This is a genomic window from Mycolicibacterium sp. P4_G11, assembly GCF_056555145.1.
Map to the genome: position 1 here is coordinate 76889 of NZ_JBFUJW010000011.1, position 21210 is coordinate 98098.

The window sequence follows — 21210 nt, forward strand, 5'->3', positions numbered from 1 at the left end:
GCGCTTTCCTCGCAATCCCCCACGCTCGAGGGAGCGGCTCAGCCGACCAGGGAGTCCCGCAACGTCTTGGGCCGGATGTCGGTCCACGTCTCTTCGACGTAGGCCAGGCAGTCCGCGCGCGTGCTCTCGCCGAACACGACGCGCCAGCCGGCGGGCACATCGGCGAACACCGGCCACAAGCTGTGCTGCGCTTCGTCGTTGATCAGGACGTAGAACGCGCCGCTCTCGTCATCGAACGGATTGCTGCTCATCGCTTCTCCTCGCGGATTGTGTGGAATATTCGGCACCCAGCACGCGGTCGCTGAGCAGACCGAGGCAGCTGAGGTTGGGGAAACCAGGGCCCTGGGTGAGCCAGGACAGGCTGGGCAGGAACAACTTCGGCGCGACGCCCGTGACCGCGAGGTCGTAGCCGATGGACCGCTGCAGCGAGTCGGACGACAGCGGCGCACCGATGCCCAGCTCCAGGACGTCCAGTGCATCCTGGCTCAGCAGCGGCGCGAACCACATGGCATCGGCACCGGAACCGTCGATCACCAGGTCGAAGCCGTGCACGGTCTCCAGACTGCCGGACTCGCGTTCGGTCTGCAGGGTCAACCGGATTCGGTCTTCCCGGGGCACCGCATGGGCGACCCTGCCGCGCAGATGCCGGATGCGGTCGTCGGCCAGGAGCGAATCCTGAACCCGGGCGGAGAACACGCCACGGTCGGTGCGGGCCATGGCATCTCGGCGCTCGGAGACGCTGAGCCCGGCCCAGCCGGTCGGATCCGAGAACAGGGTGTTCTCGAAGTAGCCCTCACCGCGGGTGAACAGGGTGACCCCCGGGGAGATCACCGTGATGGTCGAAACCCGGTGCGAGAACAGCTCATCGAGCATGGTGGCGGCCGTCTCGCCGCCACCGATGACGGCGACCCGCTCGGCGTTGATGCGCTCGTCCTGGGCGACGCGATGCCAGAACTGGGCGATCGACAGCACCCGCGGGTGTCCCGGCAGGATGGACCGCTCGGCCTGGCCGGGCCCGGTGATCATCACGCCGTCGGCGCGGACCTGCTGATCGCGGCAGTGCAGCACCCATTGGTCGCCATCCACCGACAGTTGCGTGACCTCGCCCGTAACCACCTGCATGGCAACGCTTTCCGCCACCCACGCCAGGTACTGGCTCCAGCGCCGGTGGGTGGGCGCGGGCCGTCCGCGGTCGATCCATTCGGCGAACTGCCCCGTCGAGATCAGGTACGACTGCCAGCTGTGCCGCATCATCCGCTCGTCGAGCTCGACGTTGCGGCGCGGCACCAGCGCGGACCGGTACGGGAATCCGACGTCCTTCTCGGGGCCGGTACCCAGCCGGTGCCGGCCGTCGGTCCAGCCGCCGGCGGCCTGCCAATTGGCGCCCACGCCAAGGCGTTCCACCGCGATGATGTCGGGCGCGTCCACGCCCATGGCCCGCAGTTCGGCGGCCTTGGCGGCCACGGCGACGGCCTTGGCACCGGCGCCGATGACGGCCAATGTGTTTCTGGTCTCGGTCATTTCACCACTTCCCTGAGCTGCGATTCCCACAGCTGCTGCAATTCGGCAATGTCGTCTGCGCTGAGAATGTCTGGCACCGTGCGCCATTGGACACCGAGCATCGTGGTCCCCCCGTGGTCGATGATCCCGGCCATCAAGGTCAGCTCGTGGTGCACCGCGTAGTTCGGCTCGGGTACCGGTGACGCGCCGGCCAGCAGTGCACCATCGAGCTGCATCGCATCACCGCTCGCCCCGAGGTGCACTCGGCCCAGGTAGTTCAGCAGCACCTGAGGTTCCGGGTAGGCCGACAACCGCTCCGCGGTGTCCGCGCGCAGATACCGCAGTAGCCCGAAGTCGATGCCGTGGCCCGGGACCGCGGCGATCTCGACGCTGACCTCGTGTGCCGTTTCGGAGCTGATCCGCACCGGGTAGATGGCACTGAGCAAGCCGACGGTGTCACCGGTGTCGACGTCATCCGACACCACGGAGTCTGCGCGGCCGTGGGTCTCCAGAGCCAGCAGCGGAGCCGGGGTGTCCTGTCCGCGGCGCTGCCGCCAGCGGGTCACTGTGCGTGCGGTCGCGGCGGCCAGCAGATCGGTGACCGGTTGACCCGCCGCAAGCACTCGCGCGGTCAGCTCCGGGTCGATGATCGCCATGGCGACCACCACGTCTGCGGCGCAGTCCGTCTCGGGCCGCACCCGGCGGCTGCCGAGCTGCGGATCGGGGCCGGCGACCTGCGCCTCCCAGAAGTCCACGGTGTCGAGGCGCTGCGCTCGTTCGACGACCAGTCGGGACCACGCCCGATAGCTGGTGTGTTCGCGGATGGCGGCGGGTTCGGCACCGGAGGTCAGTGCGTGCCAGCCGTTCTCCAACTCGCCGAGCACAATTCGCCAGGACGCCGGGTCGACGGCCAGCACGTGCGCACTGAGGACCAACACCTTGTCGCCGGACCCGGTGTGTATCAGCACCGCCTGCAGCAGGCGTCCCTGCTCCGGGTCGAGCCGTTCGACCGCGAGATCGGTCTGCTCGGCGACCGCGGCCACGACGTCGCCGTCGACGGTGATCTCGGACAAGATGTCCCCCACCGGATGGTCGACCAGGGTCATCGTGGCCCGGTCCAGACGGCTGCGCAGGGCCGGGTGTGCGGCGATGACGTTGTGCAGCAGCAGGGTCAGTTGCTCGGCGGTGATGGCGTCCGGCAGTCGCAGCGCCTGGGTCTGAGCCAGTCGCCGGCCGTCGCCGTATTGGTACAGCCAATGCACGTTGGGCAGCACCGGTACGGGGCCGGCCTCCTCTGCCGCGGTGGCGGCCAACTCGTTCTCGGCGTCGAGTTCGTCGGCCAGCTCGCGAATGCTGGTGCAGTCCAGCATCATCCGCGCACGCAATGCCAGTCCGCGGCGGCGTGCGGCCTGCACCACCGACAGCGCGACGATGCTGTCGAGCCCCAGATCGAGGAAATCGGCGGTGACATCGAGTCCGGACGGCTCGGCCACACCGAGGACCTCGGCGAACAGCTCGGCCACGGCCAGTTCGGTAGCGGAGGCCGGAGCTGCCGTCTGCCCGGCGCCGGCTGCGGCGTCGATCGCGGCCAACGCGGCGTCGTCCACCTTGCCGTTGACGGTCAGCGGAATCTCGTCGACGGCGATGATGTGGTGCGGCACCAGGTATCTCGGCAGCCGGGACGCCAGCATCCGCCGCAACTCGGCGACCGCTGCCGCTCCGGCGACGTAAGCGACCAGCCGTGGCCCGCTGCCGTGCCGCCGGACGGTGACGTGCGCGTGCCGCACCCCGGGGTGCGCGTGCAACACCGCGGCGACCTCGCCGGGTTCCACCCGGAAGCCACGGATCTTCACCTGATCGTCGGAGCGCCCCTGGAACTGCAGTCCGCCGGTGGCGGGATCGCGGCGCACCACGTCGCCGGTGCGGTACATCCGGGCGCCGGGCACGAACGGATCGGCGACGAACCGAGCGGCGGTCTCACCGGCGCGGCCCAGATAGCCGCGCGTGAGCTGGTCACCGGACAGGTACAGCTCACCGGTGACACCGTCCGGCACCGGCCGCAGCCAGGCGTCCAGGACGTAGGCGCGAGTGGCGGTGGTCGGATGCCCGATGGACGGCGCGTCGTGCTCGGTGAATGCGGCCACGACAGCTTCGACCGTGGTTTCGGTTGGGCCGTAACAGTTGTAGGCCGACATGCCGGTGCGGTCGCACTCCGTGCGGATGGCCGTCCACGCGTTCGGGTCGACGGCCTCGCCGCCCAGCGCCAGCGCGGTCAGTGGCACGGTCGTCAGCAGGCCTTCGGCTTGCAGCTGGGTGAACATCGACGGCGTGGTGTCGATCAGGTCGACGCCGTACTGCCCGATGGTCGCCACCAGCGCCTCGGCATCGCGCTGCACCTCATCACCGACGATGTGCAGGCCGTGGCCGTCCAGCAGCGCCGCCAGCGGCTGCCAGGCCGCGTCGAAGGTGAACGACCACGCGTGCGCAACCCGAAGTGGCCGACCCGTTTTCGCCACCGCGGGGTGCAACACCCGAGCGGCATGATCGGCGGCGTACGCGAGCACCGCGGCATGCGTGCCGATCACGCCCTTGGGCTTGCCGGTGGTACCCGACGTGAACACGATGTAAGCACCCTGGCCGGGATGTGTTGGCGCCGGCTCGAATTCGCCGACGGGAGTGCTGCCCGCGGCGGTCAGCAGGGCGTCGTCCACCACGATCGATGCACTGGTCTGGCCCAGGATCTCTTCGATCCGGTCGGCGGGCATCGACGGATCCAGCGGCACGATCAGTCCGCCGGCTTTGAGCACGCCGAGCATCGCGACCACGTAGTCGGGGCCCCGGCGCAGCAGTATCGGCACCGGCGTCTCGGTCACGACGCCGCGGCGCCGCAGTTCGGCGGCGACGTGGTCGGATGCTTCGTCGAGACCGCGGAAGGTCAGTGCGCCGCCGTCGTAGGTCAGGGCCACCGACCCCGGCTTGCTGCGCGCGGCGGCGGTGAATTTCTCGTGAATGCCACCGGTTTCAGTGGTGGCCGGCGCCCCCGCCACAGCGGGCGCCGTCAGATGGATGCTGACGTCCCGCAACGGCCGGTCCCAGCCGTCGACGAGCCGCTGCATCACCGCGAGCACCTGCCGGCCGAGACTCTCCGGCGAAAGCAGCCCGGTGGCACCGTCTTTCGTCTCGACCAGAATGGTCAGTTCGCCGTCGGTCAGGTGCGCCGCGACGGTGATCGGGAAATGCGCGAGGCTCTGCAGTGCCCGGGGCCGGAAAATGGCTCCGCGGACGTCGAATTCGCCGCTGCCGACCAAGGCACCCGGCGGGAAGTTCTCGTAGACCAGGAGGCTGTCGAACAGTTCCCCCACACCGCCGAGGGATCGGAGTTCGGTGTGCGTCAGGTAGCTGTGCTCGCGCAGTTCGGCAGCGTCCCGCTGCAGTGCCAGACACTGCTCACCGACGCGCCGCAGCGGGTCCAGCCGGATCCGCAGCGGCACGGTGTTGATGAACAGCCCGACCATCGACTCGACGCCGGCCAGTTCTCCCGGCCGTCCCGAGACGGTGACGCCGAAGACCACGTCGCGCCGGTCGGTGAGCACCGACAGTATTGCCGCCCAGGCCATCTGGGTGAGCGTGTTGACCGTGACGCCGTGCGCCCGCGCAGCCTCGACCAGACGATGCGTGTCCTCGCGGGATGCCTTGATCTCGGTGCTGTGCGGCAGATCGTCGCCGAGCTCGCCCGAGCCGAGCGCCGGAGCCAGCATGGTCGGGCCGTCGAGTCCGGACAGGTGCTGCTGCCAGAGCCGGCGGCTGGCCTCCGGGTCGCGGGCCGCGAGCCATCCGATGTAGTCGCGGTACGGACGAGGTGCGGCGGGCAGCACCGTGATGTCGCCGCCGGCGGCGTACAGCGCGAGCAGTTCGCCGACGAACAACGGCAGCGACCAGCCGTCGATCACGATGTGATGCGCGACGACCGCGAAACGCCAACGCCGTTCCGGCATTTCGATGAGCAGGAAGCGGACGGCCGGGCCACGCTCCAGGGTGAACGGACGGCGCCGTTCCCGCGCTTCGAGGTGGTCCGCATCGTCGGACGACTCGGCCGTGAGCTGCTGCCACGGCAGCTCGACGGCACTCGGAATCAACTGCACCGTGCGGGTTCCGGCCTGCACGAAGCTGGCCCGCAGGTTCGGATGCCGCACCAACAACGCTGCCGCGCAGTCCCGCAGGAGCGCCGCGTCGACGTCGCCATCGATGTCGGCCGACATCGCGATCAGGTACGGATCGTCCGCCTGATCGAGCTGGGCCATCGAGTACAGCCCGTGCTGCAGCGGGCTGAGCGCCAGCACATCCTCGATTACCGGTGCCGGTTGCAGTGTGGTCACTGCGGCTCCTGCGACGCCGCGAACGACGCGGTCAACTCGGCCAGCTCTGCCGCGGACAGACCCGACACCGTCATCGGCGCGTGCTCGCGGTCCTCACCCTGTGCCCCAGGAGTTTCCGCGGACGACCGGGCGTCGATCGCCGCCGCCAGCTCGTGGACCGTCGGATACTCGAACACCATGCGAGCGGTCAGCTTCAGGCCCGTGTCGCGGCCCCGGGCTGCCAGCTGCACTGCCTTGATGCTGTCGCCACCCAGACTGAAGTAGTCGTCGTTGCGTCCGATCTCGGCGCCGGCCTCGAGCACCTCGGCCAGCAGGGCGATGAGGGCGCGTTCGGTGTCGGTGCGCGCAGGTTCCGCAACGGTTGTCCCGGTGCCGGCCGCGCGCAGCTGTACGGCCTCGATGCGCTCGAGCTGCCCGTGTGCCAGCCATCTGCCGCGTTCGCCGGTCGGCTCCGAACCTGTTGCGGCGTCGTAGATGTCACCCACCACACCTACGCCCACGGGCTGACGCCACTCGTCGAGCACCAGCACCCCGTCGGTACCTTCAACCGCCTCATCGACACGCAGATCCCGCAAGCGCTGATCGGCGTTCTCGGCGATGCCGGTGATCACCCGGACCAGCCGATCAGCGAGCCGCTCGGCCGTCTGCCGCGTGTACAGATCGGTGCGGAAGATCAGGTGACCGCGGTAACCGTCCTGCGTGGCAAAGAAATTCACCGACAGGTCGGCGTGCGCCACGTCGAAAGTCGGCTCCAGCGCCGTGAACGTGGTGTCGCCGTCGGCACGCGAATCGATGACGTGGTCGGTGGGCAGGTCTTCCCGCACGTGCACGACGACGCCGAACAGCGGGTTGCGCGACAACGACCGGGCCGGGCTGACCGTATCGACGACGTGATCGAACGGCAGGTCCTGATGCGCGTAGGCAGCCAGGGCGGTGTCCCGAGACCGGACCAGAATCTCGCGCAGGGTCGGGTCCCCGCTCAGGTCGTTGCGCAGTACGAGGATGTTGATGAAAAAGCCCACCAGCGCATCGAGTTCGGCTTCGGTGCGGCCCGCGACCGGGGTGCCGAGCGGAATGTCGAGCCCCTCCCCCGATTTCGCGAGCGCCACGGCCACCGCGGACTGCAGCAGCATGAAGTCGGTGATACCGAGCTCGCGGGTCAGCGCGGTCAGCTTGGCCCGAATATCGGGGTCGACGACGAACGGCACCGACGCGCCCTCACCCGAGAGCACCGGCGGCCGGGTGAAGTCGGGCCGCAGCCCCGGGTCGGCGGCCGGCGCGGCGAGTTGGCCGCGCCAGTAGTCACGTTGCTCGGCAAGCATTCCCGACTCATCGGACAGCAGCGTGGCCTGCCAGGCCGCGTAGTCCGAGTACTGGATCGGCAGCGGCACGAACTCGGGAGCGCGGTGCTCGAGACGAGCCCGGTACGCGGTGACCAGATCGGTGAACAGCACGCCGGCCGACCAGTGATCGGCGGCGATGTGGTGCACCATGATCGACAGCACGTGCTGGCCCGGGATCGACAGCACCGCGGCCCGGATCGGCCACTGCGCCTCCAGGTCGAACACGTACCGGCGTTCCTGGTCGAGTTCGGCCTGCAACCACTCCTCGTCGGCGCCGCGGGCGCGGCGGACCGGCAGCGGCGCCGGGTCGTTCACGACCTGGTAGGGCACGCCGTCGATTTCGGTGTAGGTGGTGCGCAGCACCTCATGCCGCTCGACCAGATCACCGAGCGCGGCGACGAATGCGTCGACGTCGCACGGGCCGGTGATCCGGGCCGCGAACGGGATGTTGTTGACCGGGCCGGGACCGTCGATGCGGTACTGGAACCATTGGCGCAGTTGCGATGCCGACATCTGGCGCGGGCCGGTGTGCTCGATCGCCAGCAGCGGCGGCCGGTTGTGCGGCGCCCCGGTGTCGACCCGAGCGGCGATCTCGGCGACGGTGCCCAGCTCGAACACCTCACGAACGCCGATCTCGGCGTTGCAGCGCGCCCGGATCGCGGCGACCAGTTTGGTGGCCAGCAGCGAGTGCCCGCCGAGTTCGAAGAAGGAGTCGTCGGCACCGATCTGGTCGACGCCGAGCAGGTCGGCGAACAGTTCGGCGACCTTCCGCTCGGTGTCGGTGGTCAGTTCACGGAAAGCGGTGCGGGACTGGATGTCCGGATCGGGCAGCGCGCGGCGGTCGATCTTGCCGTGCGCGGTGATCGGGATTTCGTCGAGCACGACGTACCCGGCCGGCACCATGTACTCCGGCAGCGCTGCCGCCACCCGGGCCTTGATTCGTTGCACGTCAACCGATTCCAGGTCACCGCGCTCAGCCGGGGTGAGGTAGCCGACGAGGCTCTTGCCCAGCCCGGGCAGGTCGCTCGCCACGACGACGGCCTGGCCGACGCTGGGGTCCACCGCGATGGCGGCGGCGATCTCGCCGAGTTCGATGCGGAAGCCGCGGATCTTGACCTGCTCGTCGGCGCGGCCGACGAATTCGATGTCACCGTCGCTGTTCAGACGAGCCAGGTCACCCGAGCGGTATAGCCGGCCACCCGCGGTGAACGGGTCGGCGACGAAGCGCTCGGCGGTCAGGCCGGGGCGCCGGTGGTATCCGTGCGCGACATGTGTCCCGCCGATGTAGATCTCGCCGATGACGCCGACCGGCACCGGCCGCAGGGCATCGTCGAGCAGGTGCATCTGCGTGTTGATCTTCGGCTTGCCGATCGGCACGATGCGCGTGCCCTGCTTACCCTCGACGCGGTACCGGCTGGCATTGATGACCGTCTCGGTCGGTCCGTAGAAGTTGTGCAGCAGCGCGTCGAAGGTGGCGTGGAACTTGTCCGCCACCTCGCCCGGCAGCGCTTCACCACCGATCGGCACGCGCTTGAGGCTGCGCCATTCGTTGACGCCCGGCAGGGACAGGAACAGCCCCAGCAGCGACGGCACGAAGTGCATGGACGTGATGCCCTCGCCGCGCAGCAGCTCGGTCAGGTACCCGATGTCGTTGAGGCCGCCCGGGCGCGGAATGACCAGGCGCGCACCGCACGCCAGCATGCCGAACACCTCGGCGATCGACACATCGAAGCTCGGCGAGGCGACCTGCAGCAGCCGCTCGTCGGCATCGATCTGGTACTCGTCGACGAACCACACGAAGTACTCGGCGACCGGACGGTGCGGCACCGGGACGCCCTTGGGCAAACCGGTCGAGCCCGAGGTGTAGATCAGGTAGGCGGTGTTGCCCGCGGTGAGCGGCCGCACCCGATCGGCGTCGGTGGGGTTGTCGTCCCGCTGCCCCGAGAGGTCGGTGACCGGTTCGCGGATCACGAGTTTCGGGTCGCAGTCACCCAGGATGAAGGACAGCCGGTCCTCCGGGTAGGTCGGATCGACCGGCAGGTACACGCCGCCGGCCTTGACGATGGCGAGCGCCGTGATCACCAGCTCGGGCGACTTCTCCAGCAGTACGGCAACCCGGTCTTCGGTGCCGATGCCCTGGCCGATCAGCCAGTGCGCCAACCGGTTCGCCTCGGCGTTGAGTTCGCGGTAGGTGTAGTACCGGCCCTCGTAGGCCACCGCAACCGACTCCGGGGTGCGCTCGGTCTGGGCCTCGATCAACGCGGCCAACGTGGTGTCCGGGGTGCTGAACTGTTCCCCGTTCGCCATCTGCCGCAGCCAGTCGGCGTCGTGGTCATCCATCAGATCCAGCTCGGCCAGCGCCCGGGTCGGGTCGGCCAGCGCGGACTCCAGCAGCACCACGTAGTGCCGCAGCAGCTGGTCGGCCAGTGCGGCGTCGAGGATTTCGGTCAGGTACTCCGCCTCGACCACGGCCCCGTCGTCCTCGAACTCGACCATGAAGCCCAGCGGCAGCTGCGTCTGGTGGCCCCGGTACTCGGCCCGGCGGCAGGTGATGCCGGACGGGCAGAAGCCGCGGCCGTCGGCCTCGCGGGCGCCGAACGAGACCCGTGCCAGCCGCTCCACGCCGTGCCGGCGGTCCGGGTTGAGCTCGCGCACCACCCGGTCCAGGTTGATCTGCTGATGCGCGAAGGCGCCGTGGGTGGTGCCCTTGGCCTGAGTGACGAATTCGCCGAAACTCTGGCGTGATTCGGGGCGCAGCCGCAACGCAACCGTGTTGCCGTAGTACCCCAGCGCTTCCTCGGTGCCGCCGCTGCGGTTGAGCACCGGCGTCGCGACCAGGACATCGTCGGCGTGGGTGTAGCGGTGCAGCAAGGTGCCGAACGCCGCCAGCAACACGGTGTACGGCGTGGATCCGGTCTGGCGGGCCAGCTCGGAGACCCGGGCCACGGTATCGGCATCGATGCGCCGGGTGACGCGCTGCGAGCGGTGACCGGTCGGCACCAGCGAGCCGTGCGGACCCGGAAGTTCCAGCGGCTCAGGCGGATCGGCGAGCACGCCGCGCCAGTACTCCAGGGCCTCGGTGTGGTCATCGGCGGGCACCGCCGCCGGCACCACCTCGGCCAGCTGCGCGCCGTCGTACGCCCGCGTGAGATCGCCGAAGAAGACCTGCCAGGACGCGTCGTCCCAGGCGATGTGGTGTGCGGTGAGCAGCATGATGTGCTCGTCCGCCGCGGTGCGAATCAGGCTGATCCGCAAGGGCGATTCAATGTCGAGCTGGAACGGCGTGCCGAATTCCCGCTGCGCCAACACTTCGAGCCGCAGGGCGCGCGACGCTTCCGAGAGCTCGCTCAGGTCGTGGGTGCTCCAGCCCGGTGCCAACTGGTCGTGCACCGTCAGGCCGGGTTCGCCTGTCGCGTCCGCCCGGTAGGTGGTGCGCAGTACCGCGTGCCGGCCGGCCACCGCGTTCACCGCAGCCCGCAGGCGCTGGTGGTCGAGTTCGCCGGTGATCGCGAAGGACACACAGACATTGAGCAGGGCGCCCGCGGGTTCGGCGGTCTGCACGAACCACATCCGGCGCTGGCCGTCGGACAGCACCGGCACCACCGGCGCCCCATCGTTCGACTGCGTGTTGCCCTGGGACTGCAGGCCGCGCTCGGCCAGCTTGCGCCGCAACAGCTCCAGGCGAGCGTCTTCTGCCCGGATGTCGGTCTCGGTCACGCTAGCTCTCCACCTTTTCTGATCTATCGGTTAGCAAATCCACCAGTTCGATACCGGTGATGCCGCTGAGCAGCCCGGCCAGCGGCACGGACCGGCCGGTGCCCCGGCGCAGTCGCTTGCGCAGGTCCAGTGCCAGCAGCGAATCCAGGCCCAGGTCGAACAGGGCCGCGGTCAGGTCGATGCCGCCGGGGTCGCCCAATTTGAGCACCGCCGAAAGCTCGTGCCGGACGACGTCTTCGGCGTCGGCACCGGCACTGATGGCGACCGGAACCTGCTGCGGTACAGCCGGTTCCGCGTCAGCGGGGGCAGCACCGAGCAGCGTCGCCAACCGCTCGGCATCGGCGCTGAAGATCAGCGGCGCGGGCGCGGAGGTCCCCAGGGCCGCCTCGATGGCGACGTCCGGATCCATCTCCCGCAGCCCGGCGCGCTCGATCCGCGCCACCTCCTCGGCACCGACGATGCCGGCGCCCGGCCACAGTCCCCACCGCACGGCCACACAGTCGAGCCCCTTGGCGCGGAACTGCCCGGCCAGCACATCCTGCATGCGGTTCACGGCCGCGTAGGCGACATGACCGAGCCCGCCCCACAGTCCGGACACCGATGAGCACACCAGGATTCGGGCATCGGCACGCAACGGCCAGGACTCGGCCAGCCGGGCCAGACCGGCGACCTTCGCGGCCGCGGTGGCGATGAGCTCATCCGCGCCGACCGTCGTGCCGAACGCCGCCGCTCCGGCCGCGTGGACCACGAGCGTCGCACCGTCGCCGGCGTGGGCGGCCGCGGCGGCCGAAACCTGTTCGGACGACGTGATGTCGCACTGCACCGACACCACGTCGGTGCCGTCGAGCTCGGCCAGTTGCTGTGCATCGGTGCCACTGCGGCTCACCAGCACGATGCGCCGGGCGCCTGCGGCGGCGAGAGTCCGCGCGAAATGCCGGCCGACGGCACCGTTTCCGCCGGTGATCACCACGTTGTCCAATAGCCCGAGCGCCGGTGCGTCAGCAGCCAGCAGGGCCACCAGCCCGCGCCGGTACTGCTGCGAATCGCGCAGCGCCACTTCGGTTCCCGTACCCAGCATGGTCTCGACGACGGCGGTCGCCGCCGGCGTGTCGATTTCCCAGGAGGCCAGGTCAACGTGGCGGAAGGACTGATCCGGATGGTCGAAGCCGATGCTGCGGTGCATGGCGGCGAGGGCCGCCTGAGCCGGCAACGCCACCGGCTCGTCGTCGCGCACGTGCTCGCCGCCGACGGTCACCAGCCACACGTCGTTGCATTGTGACCCAATGGCATTCGGGTAGTCGCAGAGTCCACCGCGGATCAGCTGGGCGAGGTCCGTGATCGCCGCCTCGGTATCGGGGTGGTCGAGCATCGGCGCGACGACGATGAGCAGATCGGCCTCGGCGGGCTCGACCAGCACGGTGCCGAGGTTGGCCCGCACACCGTCGCGGATCCGGTCGGCCAGCTCACCCCGCGGTCCCGGCAGGTCGAGCACCGCGGCACGCCGGATGATCAGCGGCACGGTCTCATCGGGCTGCGGCAGCCAGTGTTCGGCGCTGACCGTCAGTCCGGCCACCGCGGGCAGCGGTTCCGGCGCGGCCCACAGGTGCATCGCTGCCATCGGGGCATGCGGAAATCCGCGCAGTATCGGTTGATTCGGCTCGATGTGCTCGGCCCAGTCGTAGTCGGGATCGGCTACGGCCATGGTGGCGATGTTGTCGGAGAGCACGTCGACGACGGCCTCGTCGCGGCGTCCCGACCCGACGATCAGCGGCGCATCGGTGTCGGCGAGCGCGTGCAGCAACGCGGGGTGCGCCGACATCTCGACGAATCCGTCGACGCCGCTGTCCCGCGCGGTCGCGGCGGCCCGGTCGAACCGCACGGTGCTCCGCAGATTCCGGTACCAGTACTCACCGAATTCCGTGTCCGCGCCGACGACCTCACCGGTCACCGATCCGATGAACGGCACCGTGCCATCGCCGAATCGAGACTCCGGCACCCCGGCAAGCAGTTGTGCCCGCAGCGGATCCAGCGCACTGGTGTGGGCGGGGAAGCTCATGGCGATGACGCGCGCGAAGCGACCGCGCGATTGCATGTCGGACACCAGGTCCGCGATGGCGGTCCGGTCCCCGGACACCACCACCGAGGCCGCCGAGTTGACCACCGACAATTCCATCCAGCCGGCGGCATCCGAAACCGCTTGCCGCGCTTCGTCGACACTCACGCCCAGACTCGCCGCGCCGAAGTCGCCGGCCAGGCTGTCCAACGCCCCGGCCCGGGCGATCACCACGGCGACCGCTTCCGCCAGCGTCATGGCACCGGCGACATGGGCCGCGGCGATTTCACCGAGGCTGTGCCCCAGCGTGACGTCGGGCTCGATGCCCAGCGCCTGCCAGACCGAGGTCAGTCCGACGGCGTGCGTGAACTGCGCGCTCTGACTGTGGATTTGGGTCCACTCGCGGTCGACGGGGTCGACCAGGAAGTCCAGCGGCGAGTCGATTCCCGCGGCGACGAACGCGGCGGCGCAGCGGTCGACCGCGGCGCGATACACCGGCAGCTGCCGATACGCGTCGGTGCCCATCGACGGCCACTGGCCACCGTTACCCGGGAACACGAAGGCCGTCCGGGGGGCTGCGGTCCGGGAGGACACCGCCACCAGGGGGTGCTCTTCGCCCGCCGCCAGCGCCCGCAGTGCGGCCGCCAGTTCGGCGGCGTCATGCGCCCGGACCACGGCGCGGAACCGACGACGACGGCGCAGCCGCAACAACATCGCGGCCACCGCACCGAGGCTCACGGCCCCGATCCGGTCCAGGTAGTCGGCGATGCCGGTCGCCTCAGCCGCCAGCAGCTCTTCGGTGTGCGCGCTGAGCAGCACGGGTACGCGGCCGTCAGGAAGGTGCGAGATGTTCATGAGGCCACCCGCGCATCAACATCGCTGGGCATGGCGACGATGACGTGCGCATTGGTGCCACTCATGCCGAAAGCCGAAACCGCGGCAAGACGTTCGCCGTTCACCGCAGGCCACGGCGTGTGCTCGGTGGCGAGCTTCAGTCCCTGTGCGCTCCAGTCGATTTCAGCGCTGGCCTGTTCGATGTGCAGGCTCGCCGGGATGGTGGCGTGCTCGGCCGAGACCAGCACCTTGGCCAGTCCCAGCGCGCCCGCGGCGGCCTGGCTGTGTCCGACATTGGATTTCACCGAACCCAGGACCGCGCCCTGCCCGGGTGCGGTGGCACCGTAGGTCTGGGCCAGCGAGTTCAATTCGGTCCGGTCCCCGAGTTTGGTTCCGGTGCCGTGCCCTTCGATCATCCCGATCTGGTCGGGCCGGGCGCCGGATCGGTCGAGCGCGCGGCCGAACAACCGGGCCTGGGCCGGACCGCTCGGCGCGGTCAGGCCGGTGCTGCGTCCGTCCTGGTTGAGGCAGCTGGCGCGCACCTCCGCGAGCACCCGGTGCCCGTTGCGCTGCGCCACCGACTTTCGCTCCAGCACGAACATCCCGGCGCCTTCGGCCCACACGGTGCCGCTGGCCTGCGCGCTGTAAGGCCGGCAGTGCCCATCATCGGAAAGTGCATGCTGCTTGGCGAATTCGACGAAGTATCCGGGCGACCCCATCACGCATACGCCGCCGGCCAGCGCCATGCTGCAATCACCTGTGCTCAGTGCCTGCACCGCGGTGTGGAACGCGGTCAGCGCCGACGAACACGACGTGTCGACCGTCAGCGCCGGACCATCGAGGCCCAGCAGGTAACCGATGCGTCCGGAGATCACGCCCAGCGACGTCCCGGTGATCAGATGCCCGCTCAAGTCCGAGTATTCGGCAAGGTCGGGGCCGTACCCGGTGCCCGAGGCGCCGATGTAGCAACCGACGTCGTGTCCGGCCAGCTCGTCCGGGTTGATCCCGGCGTCCTCCAGCGCCCGCCACGTCACCCGCAGTGCCACTCGCTGCTGCGGGTCCATCGCCACCGCCTCGCGCGGCGAGATACCGAAGAACGACGGATCGAACAGAGCGGCGCCCGAGAGGAAGCCGCCGCGGTTGTGGATGCGCTTGAATCCGTCGCGGCGCGAGCCCGCGAGCAGGTCGCGCACGGCCCAGCCCCGGTCCTCTGGGAAGGTGCTCAGCGCCTCGCATCCGGAAGACAGTAACTGCCAATAGCTTTCGGCATTGTCCACGTCACCGGGCGCTTCGACCGCCATCCCGACGATGACCACCGGATCGTCCGTGCCCATCAAGTCAGCGCGCACTGATCACTTCCGCGATCGCGTCCAGCCGGTCGTTGAGATAGAAGTGACCACCGTCGAATTCGGTCAGGGTGAAGGCACCCGACGTGTGATCTTCCCAGCGGCGCAGCATGTCCTGGTCGATGCGATGGTCGTCGCGTCCGCCGAGGGCGTGGATGTCGGCGGCGATGCGGCCGCCGCCCAGGTACCGGTTGAGGGCTTCGTAGTCGGCACCCACCGCCATCAACAGGAGTTCGACGAAATCTGGGTCGGCGAGCAGCCGGGGGTCGGTACCCCCGAGATCGACCATCTCCGCGAGCATTTCGCGAGGTCCGGTCGGCAGCGGAGGCGCGTCGACCACATCGCACGGCGCCTGGCCGGCGGATGCCCAGAGGCTGTGCACGGTGGCGCCGCTCTGTTCGGCGACCCGGGCGAACTCGAATGCCACCACCGCACCCATGCAGTGCCCGACGAGCCGCAGCGGGCCCGCGGCCGCCCAGTCGCCCGCGGCGAACAGATCGGCGGCGAGCTGCTCGACCGTCGGGTGCGCCGGATGCGCGAGCCGATCGGCACGGCGCGGATACTGCACGACGTACGTGTCGATCCCCTTGCCCGACAAGGCAGTTGCCAGGTCCCGGTAGGCCACCGCGGCACCGCCGGCATGCGGGAAGACCACCACGGCCCCAGCGTCGCCGGTGCCCGGGTAGTGCTTGATCCAGGGCGCGAAGGCGCCTTTCAGCCCAGTCGCGGAGGCCGATCCCATTTCGGTCATGAGACAGCCGCCGGATCCAGCGCGGTGAGCACGTCGTCGTGGTTCATCTCAGCAATCTCCAGGTAGAGCTCGGCGACCATTTCCAGTCGCCCGCTGCCGCCCTCGCGGCCGATGAGCCGCTGCGCCAGCGCTCGCACGGTCCGGGCGGCGAAGATGTCGGGTACGCCGACGGTCGGGGTGTCCAGCCACTTCCGGATCCGCGCCACGGTGGCGGTCGCCAGGACCGAGTCACCGCCGAGCTCGAAGAAGTCGTCCTCCACACCGGCGTCGACCGTGAGCAGCTCGGAGACGATCGCCACCAGCGCCCGCTCCAGCGTGGTCTCCGGCAGCGCCCGTCCGGCGCCGTCGGCCGCCTGAACCAGCGCCGCCAGTTGACCGGCTGCGGCCCGACGGTCGGTCTTGCCGCCGACGGTGAACGGAATCGCCGCAACCACCTGCAGCTGCCGCGGGATCATGTGCGGCGGTACGAGTTCGGCCACCGCCGCGCCGATGCGCTCGGTGGTCAGGTCGGGATCGTCGACCGAGACCAGCGCCGCCAGCACGTCGTGCCCGCGCTCGCCCCCGGAGACCACACCGGCCACCGCGGCGCGCACCCCGGGCACCCGCTGCAGTGCGGCTTCGACGTCACCGAGCTCGATCCGGTAGCCGCTGATCTTCACGCGGTGGTCGGCACGCCCGACGAACTCCAGGACGCCGTCCGGCCGGTATCGCGCCAAATCCCCTGAGCGGTACCAGGTTCGGCCGGCGTAGCGCACGAATCGGTCGGCGGTCAGGTCCGCCCGGCCACGGTAGCCGGAGGCGATGCCGCGTCCGGTGAACCACAGTTCGCCGGCCACCCAGTCGGGGCAGTCCTGGCCGGCCTCGTTGACCACCCGGCACGCGTTGTTCGTGAACGGCACGCCGTAGGGCACCGCCGACCAGGTGTCGGGCAGCTCGCCGGCCTCGAAAATGGTTGCGTGGATGGCAGTTTCAGTGGCACCGCCGAGCCCGGCGACGCGCACACCCGGTGCCTGCGCCTGCAGGTGCCGCACCATGGCGGTCCGGACCCAGTCACCGCCGGTCAGCACCACTCGCACGGTGTCCAGACGTCCCGCGCCCACCTCTACGAGCATCTCCAGCCAGCCCGGTAGGAAATTGAGCACCGTCACGCCGTGCTCGGCGATGAGGGCGGCCCAGTGGTCCGGGTCGCGCCGGTACGGCTCGTCGACCACCACGATGCTGCCGCCGGTGGCGAGGGTGGCGAACATGTCGAGCACCGACAGGTCGCATTCCAGGGTGGCCAGCGCGAGGCAGCGGTCAGCTGGTCCGATGTTGAAGTGCCCGTACAGGAATTCGGCGGTGTTCATCGCCGCATCATGGGTGACCTCGACGCCCTTGGGCTCGCCCGTGGAACCGGAGGTGAACAGCACGTAGGCCAGCTCGTGCGGATCGGTGGCGGCGGGGACGAACGGCCCGTCGGCGCGGCGCCCGATCCGCATCGCCTCCGTCACGGTCAGTGACGGCTTCCACGACGGTGTCAGGTCGCCGCAGTACAGCGCCATCCGGACGCCGCCGGTCGCCAGAATCTTCTCGGTGCGGTCGGCCGGCTGGTCGACGCCGATCGGCAGGTAGACGCCGCCGGCGGCCAGGATGGCCAGCAGCGCGATGATCTGTTCTGCGCCCTTGGGGCCGAGGACGGCCACGGTGTCCCCCGGCGTGATGCCGGCGATCCGCAATGCCGATGCCACGGCCGAAACTTCTTCGGCCAGTTCGGCATACGTCCACTGCCGGGTCTCGCCGATCATCGCCGTGGCAGCCGGCCGCGCGGCAGCCGAGGCGAAGAAGCCGGTGTGCAGCGCCGCGCCACTCGGCGCCGCCGTGCGGCTGTTGGCCTCGTCGCGGACCGCGCGCTGCGCCGCCGACAACGGCTCCGGCGTGGTGGCCTCCCAGGCGGTGTCGTCGACGGCCAGCCGCTCCAGCTCGGCGATGTGCCGCGCGAACATGGCGTCGATGACGCCCGCCGGGAACGCCTCTTCGCGGACGTCCCAGTTGACCAGCACGCCGCCGTTGAACTCGGTCACCTGGGCGTCCAGCATCACCTGCGGCCCTTGCGAATTGATCCACCCCGGGGTGCCGAACGTCTCGATCACCGCCGAGCCGAACAGTTCGCCGAGGCCGAGGGCGCTGGTGAAGACCACCGGCGCCAACACCTGGGTGCCGCGGTGCCGACTCAGGTCCCGGAGAACTTCGAGCCCGGAGTAGTCGGAATGTGCTGCGGCGCTGCGGAATGCGTCCTGCAGGACAGCGCATCGCCCGGTCGCGGTGGCCGCGTCGGTCAGGTCGACGTCGAGCAGCAGCGACGACGTGAAGTCGCCCACCAGGCGGTCGACATCAGCGTGGCGTTGGTCGCGCCCGAACAGCGGCACGTTCAGCAGGAAGCGTTGCCCGGCCGACCAGCAGGCCAGCGCGTCGGAGAACGATGCGGCCAGTGCCATCGCGGGCGTGATGCCGCGCCGGCGCGCGGCGGCATACAGCGCGTCCCGCACGTCGGGGGCCAGCCAGTGCCAGCGCCGGGTGGTGTGGCGCGGGTCGTTCTGCTCGGCGGCCGGTACCAGCGGCAGGCGAGGCGGATCGGGCAGTTCCGGGAGCCGGTCGCCCCACCACTGCCGGTCCGCATCAGCCCTGGGATTGACCTGTTCAGCTGATTGTGTTGTGGCCATGCGATATTCGCGGTAGGTGTAGGCCAGCGGAGCCAGCTCGACACCGCGGTACAGAGCCGCGAGATCGGCCATCAGGGTGCGGTAGCTCATCGCGTCAGCGGCCTGCATGTCCAAGTCGACGTGCAGGCGGGTGGCGCCGTCCGGGAGCAGCGTCAGACTCAGTTCGAACACCTGGCCGGTCAACTGCTGATGCGCCTTGCGGCGTTGGATGGCGGCCAGCTGCTCCGCGATCTGATCGGCCGGCAGGGCCCGCAGGTCGGTGACCGTCACCGGGAAGTCACCGTCGAGCGCGGCGATGCGCTGCGTGCCGTCGGCCAGGAACTGCACACGCAGCATGGGGTGCCGCGCTGCCAATGCCGTTGCGGCAGTGGTCAATCGCTCCGCATCGACCTCCTGGCCGTCGAATTCGACATAGAGATGTCCGGCGACGCCGCCCAGTTGCTGGTCGCCTTCCCGGCCGATCCACATGGCGTGCTGCATCGGCGCCAGCCCGAACGGCTGGTCATGTTCCGAATTATCTTGCGGCACCGAAGCTTCGGCGCGCTGCAGACCGCCCGCCGCGGACAGCAGTTCGGACCAGGCCGCGATGGTCGGCTCCGCTGCCAGTGCGGCGAAGTCGATGTCGATGCCCTGCTTCCGCCAGCGTCCGGCCAGCGACATCATGCGAATCGAGTCCAGCCCCTGACCGATCAGGTCGGCGCCGGGATCGAGGGTGTCAGCGCGGGCACCCAGCAGTTCGGCAACCTCCTCGCGGATGGCCTGCGAATTCACTGCCACGACGCCCACAACACCCTCCAAATACGTTAAAGACAGGCTGTCCTAATTTTGATTAGGCTACCCTATATTGCTGCTACCTCCATGCCTACCCCGAGGGATCTGCCGTGACGCGCACCACTGCCTCCGCCGAGGTCGATCAGCATTTGCTGAACGGATTCGTACCGTTTCCGCACGATCGCGCCGAGCGCTACCGCAAAGCGGGCTATTGGGCCGGTAAACCACTGGACAGCCTGCTGACCGACGGCGCGCGGCAGTGGCCGGACCGCGTTGCCGTCATCGATCCGTCCGCGTCATACACGTTTGCCAAACTCGATGAGATGGCCGCAGAGGCGGCCGCCGGCTTCGCCGCACTCGGCATCGGAATCGGCGACCGGGTCCTGCTGCAAGTGCCCAACACCGCGAACTTCGCCATCGCCCTGTTCGGGCTGCTGCGCGCGGGTGCGGTGCCCGTCATGTGCCTGCCCGCCCATCGCCGCGCCGAACTCAGTCATTTCGCCACGGTCAGCGGCGCGGTCGCCCTCGTCATCGCCGACCGGTTCGGCGGCTTCGACTACCGGGACATGGCGCGCGAGCTGGTCGCCGAGCACCCGAGGCTCCAGCAGGTGATCGTCGACGGCGAAGCCGGCGAATTCACCAGCTGGACTTCCCTTTTCGGCCATGCGCCAATACCCGCGCCGACAATCAACACAGCGGAACCCGCATTGCTACTGGTATCCGGCGGCACCACCGGAGCACCGAAGCTGATCCCCCGCACCCACGACGACTACTACTACAACGCCACCGCCAGCGCCGCGCTGTGCGAAATGACCGGTGACGACGTGTATCTGACGGTGTTGCCGGCGGCGCACAATTTCCCGCTGTCCTGCCCGGGCATGCTCGGTGCGATGTCCGTGGGTGCCACCACCGTCTTCACCACCGATCCCAGCCCGGAATCCGCGTTCGCCACCATCGCCCGGCACGGCGTCACCGTCTGCGCCCTGGTGCCCGCCCTGGCCACCCTGTGGACGCTGGCCTGCGATTGGGAACCGCAGCGCCCCACCACGTTGCGACTGCTCCAAGTCGGCGGCGCCAAGCTCTCCGCACCGGACGCGGCGGCCGCCCGCGCCGCGCTGACGCCCGGCCTGCAACAGGTTTTCGGCATGGCCGAGGGGCTGATCAACTACACCCGCCCCGGCGACGACCCCGAACTGCTCGATCACACCCAGGGCGCGCCGCTGTGCCCCGACGACGAACTGCGCGTCGTCGACGACGAGGGCGCCGACGTGCCGGCCGGCAGCGAAGGCGAACTCCTGGTGCGCGGGCCGTACACCCTGGGTGGCTACTACCGCGCGCCATCGGACAACGAGCGGTCGTTCAGCCCAGACGGCTACTACCGCAGCGGGGATCGGGTACGCCGCAGGGCCGACGGCTACCTCGAGGTCACCGGACGCATCAAGGACGTCATCCATCGTGGCGGAGAGACCATCTCGGCGCTCGATCTCGAAGAGCACCTGCTCACGCACCCGTCGATCCGGGCCGCCGCCGCGGTCCCGGTGCCCGACCCCTACCTGGGCGAAAAAATCTGTGCGGTGGTCGTTTTCGGCGGACCGCCAGTCAGCCTCAGCGACCTCAACGGCTACCTCGACGGCCGCGGTGTCGCAGTACACAGCCGGCCCGACACCCTGGTGGCGCAGACGTCGCTGCCGGTGACCGCGGTCGGCAAGGTCGACAAGAAGGCCATCATCCGCGCGATCGCCACAGCCACCTGACAGCCCCTCGCGAGCAGACATAAAGCTGTCGATTCGCGACTGAAATTGACAGTTTTGCGTCTGCTC

9 protein-coding genes are annotated in these 21210 nt (G+C 69.5%); 1 reads left to right on the top strand and 8 read right to left on the bottom strand.

Annotated features, from left to right (window positions below; genetic code table 11):
* Window positions 1-38: 38 nt before the first annotated feature.
* Genes AC1U2B_RS23390 through AC1U2B_RS23425 form a run of 8 tightly spaced genes read right to left on the bottom strand, consistent with a single transcriptional unit; the run spans window position 39 to window position 19405 of the window.
* Window positions 39-251 (bottom strand): MbtH family protein, encoded by a 213-nt coding sequence (locus tag AC1U2B_RS23390; RefSeq protein WP_480218662.1) that lies wholly within the window; start codon window positions 249-251, stop codon window positions 39-41.
* Window positions 229-1521, bottom strand: coding sequence for an NADPH-dependent L-lysine N(6)-monooxygenase MbtG (mbtG, locus tag AC1U2B_RS23395; protein WP_071286145.1), 1293 nt, complete (start codon window positions 1519-1521; stop codon window positions 229-231). The genes AC1U2B_RS23390 and mbtG overlap by 23 nt, the downstream gene beginning before the upstream one ends.
* Entirely contained in the window at window positions 1518-5876 is a 4359-nt protein-coding gene (locus tag AC1U2B_RS23400) for a non-ribosomal peptide synthetase (protein WP_480218663.1), read from the bottom strand. Before AC1U2B_RS23400 ends, mbtG begins: the two co-directional genes overlap by 4 nt.
* Window positions 5873-10936, bottom strand: a complete 5064-nt coding sequence (locus AC1U2B_RS23405) for a non-ribosomal peptide synthetase (RefSeq protein WP_480218664.1) — start codon at window positions 10934-10936, stop codon at window positions 5873-5875. The genes AC1U2B_RS23400 and AC1U2B_RS23405 overlap by 4 nt, the downstream gene beginning before the upstream one ends.
* 1 nt (window position 10937) lies before the next feature.
* Window positions 10938-13844 carry a mycobactin polyketide synthase MbtD gene (mbtD, locus tag AC1U2B_RS23410; RefSeq protein ID WP_480218665.1) on the bottom strand — a complete coding sequence of 969 codons (2907 nt, stop codon included), beginning with the start codon at window positions 13842-13844 and terminating at the stop codon, window positions 10938-10940.
* A complete protein-coding gene (locus tag AC1U2B_RS23415) occupies window positions 13841-15157 on the bottom strand; it encodes a beta-ketoacyl [acyl carrier protein] synthase domain-containing protein (RefSeq protein ID WP_480218686.1) in 1317 nt (438 codons plus the stop codon). The genes mbtD and AC1U2B_RS23415 overlap by 4 nt, the downstream gene beginning before the upstream one ends.
* 4 nt (window positions 15158-15161) lie before the next feature.
* Window positions 15162-15920 (bottom strand): thioesterase II family protein, encoded by a 759-nt coding sequence (locus AC1U2B_RS23420; RefSeq protein WP_480218666.1) that lies wholly within the window; start codon window positions 15918-15920, stop codon window positions 15162-15164.
* A complete protein-coding gene (locus AC1U2B_RS23425; protein WP_480218667.1) occupies window positions 15917-19405 on the bottom strand; it encodes a non-ribosomal peptide synthetase in 3489 nt (1162 codons plus the stop codon). Before AC1U2B_RS23425 ends, AC1U2B_RS23420 begins: the two co-directional genes overlap by 4 nt.
* Before the next feature lie 95 nt (window positions 19406-19500).
* Here AC1U2B_RS23425 and AC1U2B_RS23430 point away from each other — a divergent pair, with 95 nt between their 5' ends.
* Window positions 19501-21144 carry a (2,3-dihydroxybenzoyl)adenylate synthase gene (locus AC1U2B_RS23430; RefSeq protein WP_480218668.1) on the top strand — a complete coding sequence of 548 codons (1644 nt, stop codon included), beginning with the start codon at window positions 19501-19503 and terminating at the stop codon, window positions 21142-21144.
* The last annotated feature ends 66 nt before the right edge of the window (window positions 21145-21210 follow it).

Excerpts from the sequence above, each read along its gene's own strand:
- AC1U2B_RS23390 (WP_480218662.1), bottom strand. The coding sequence starts at position 251 with ATGAGCAGCAATCCGTTCGATGACGAGAGCGGCGCGTTCTACGTCCTG.
- mbtG (WP_071286145.1), bottom strand. The coding sequence starts at position 1,521 with ATGACCGAGACCAGAAACACATTGGCCGTCATCGGCGCCGGTGCCAAG.
- mbtD (WP_480218665.1), bottom strand. The coding sequence starts at position 13,844 with ATGAACATCTCGCACCTTCCTGACGGCCGCGTACCCGTGCTGCTCAGC.
- AC1U2B_RS23415 (WP_480218686.1), bottom strand. The coding sequence starts at position 15,157 with ATGGGCACGGACGATCCGGTGGTCATCGTCGGGATGGCGGTCGAAGCG.
- AC1U2B_RS23420 (WP_480218666.1), bottom strand. The coding sequence starts at position 15,920 with ATGACCGAAATGGGATCGGCCTCCGCGACTGGGCTGAAAGGCGCCTTC.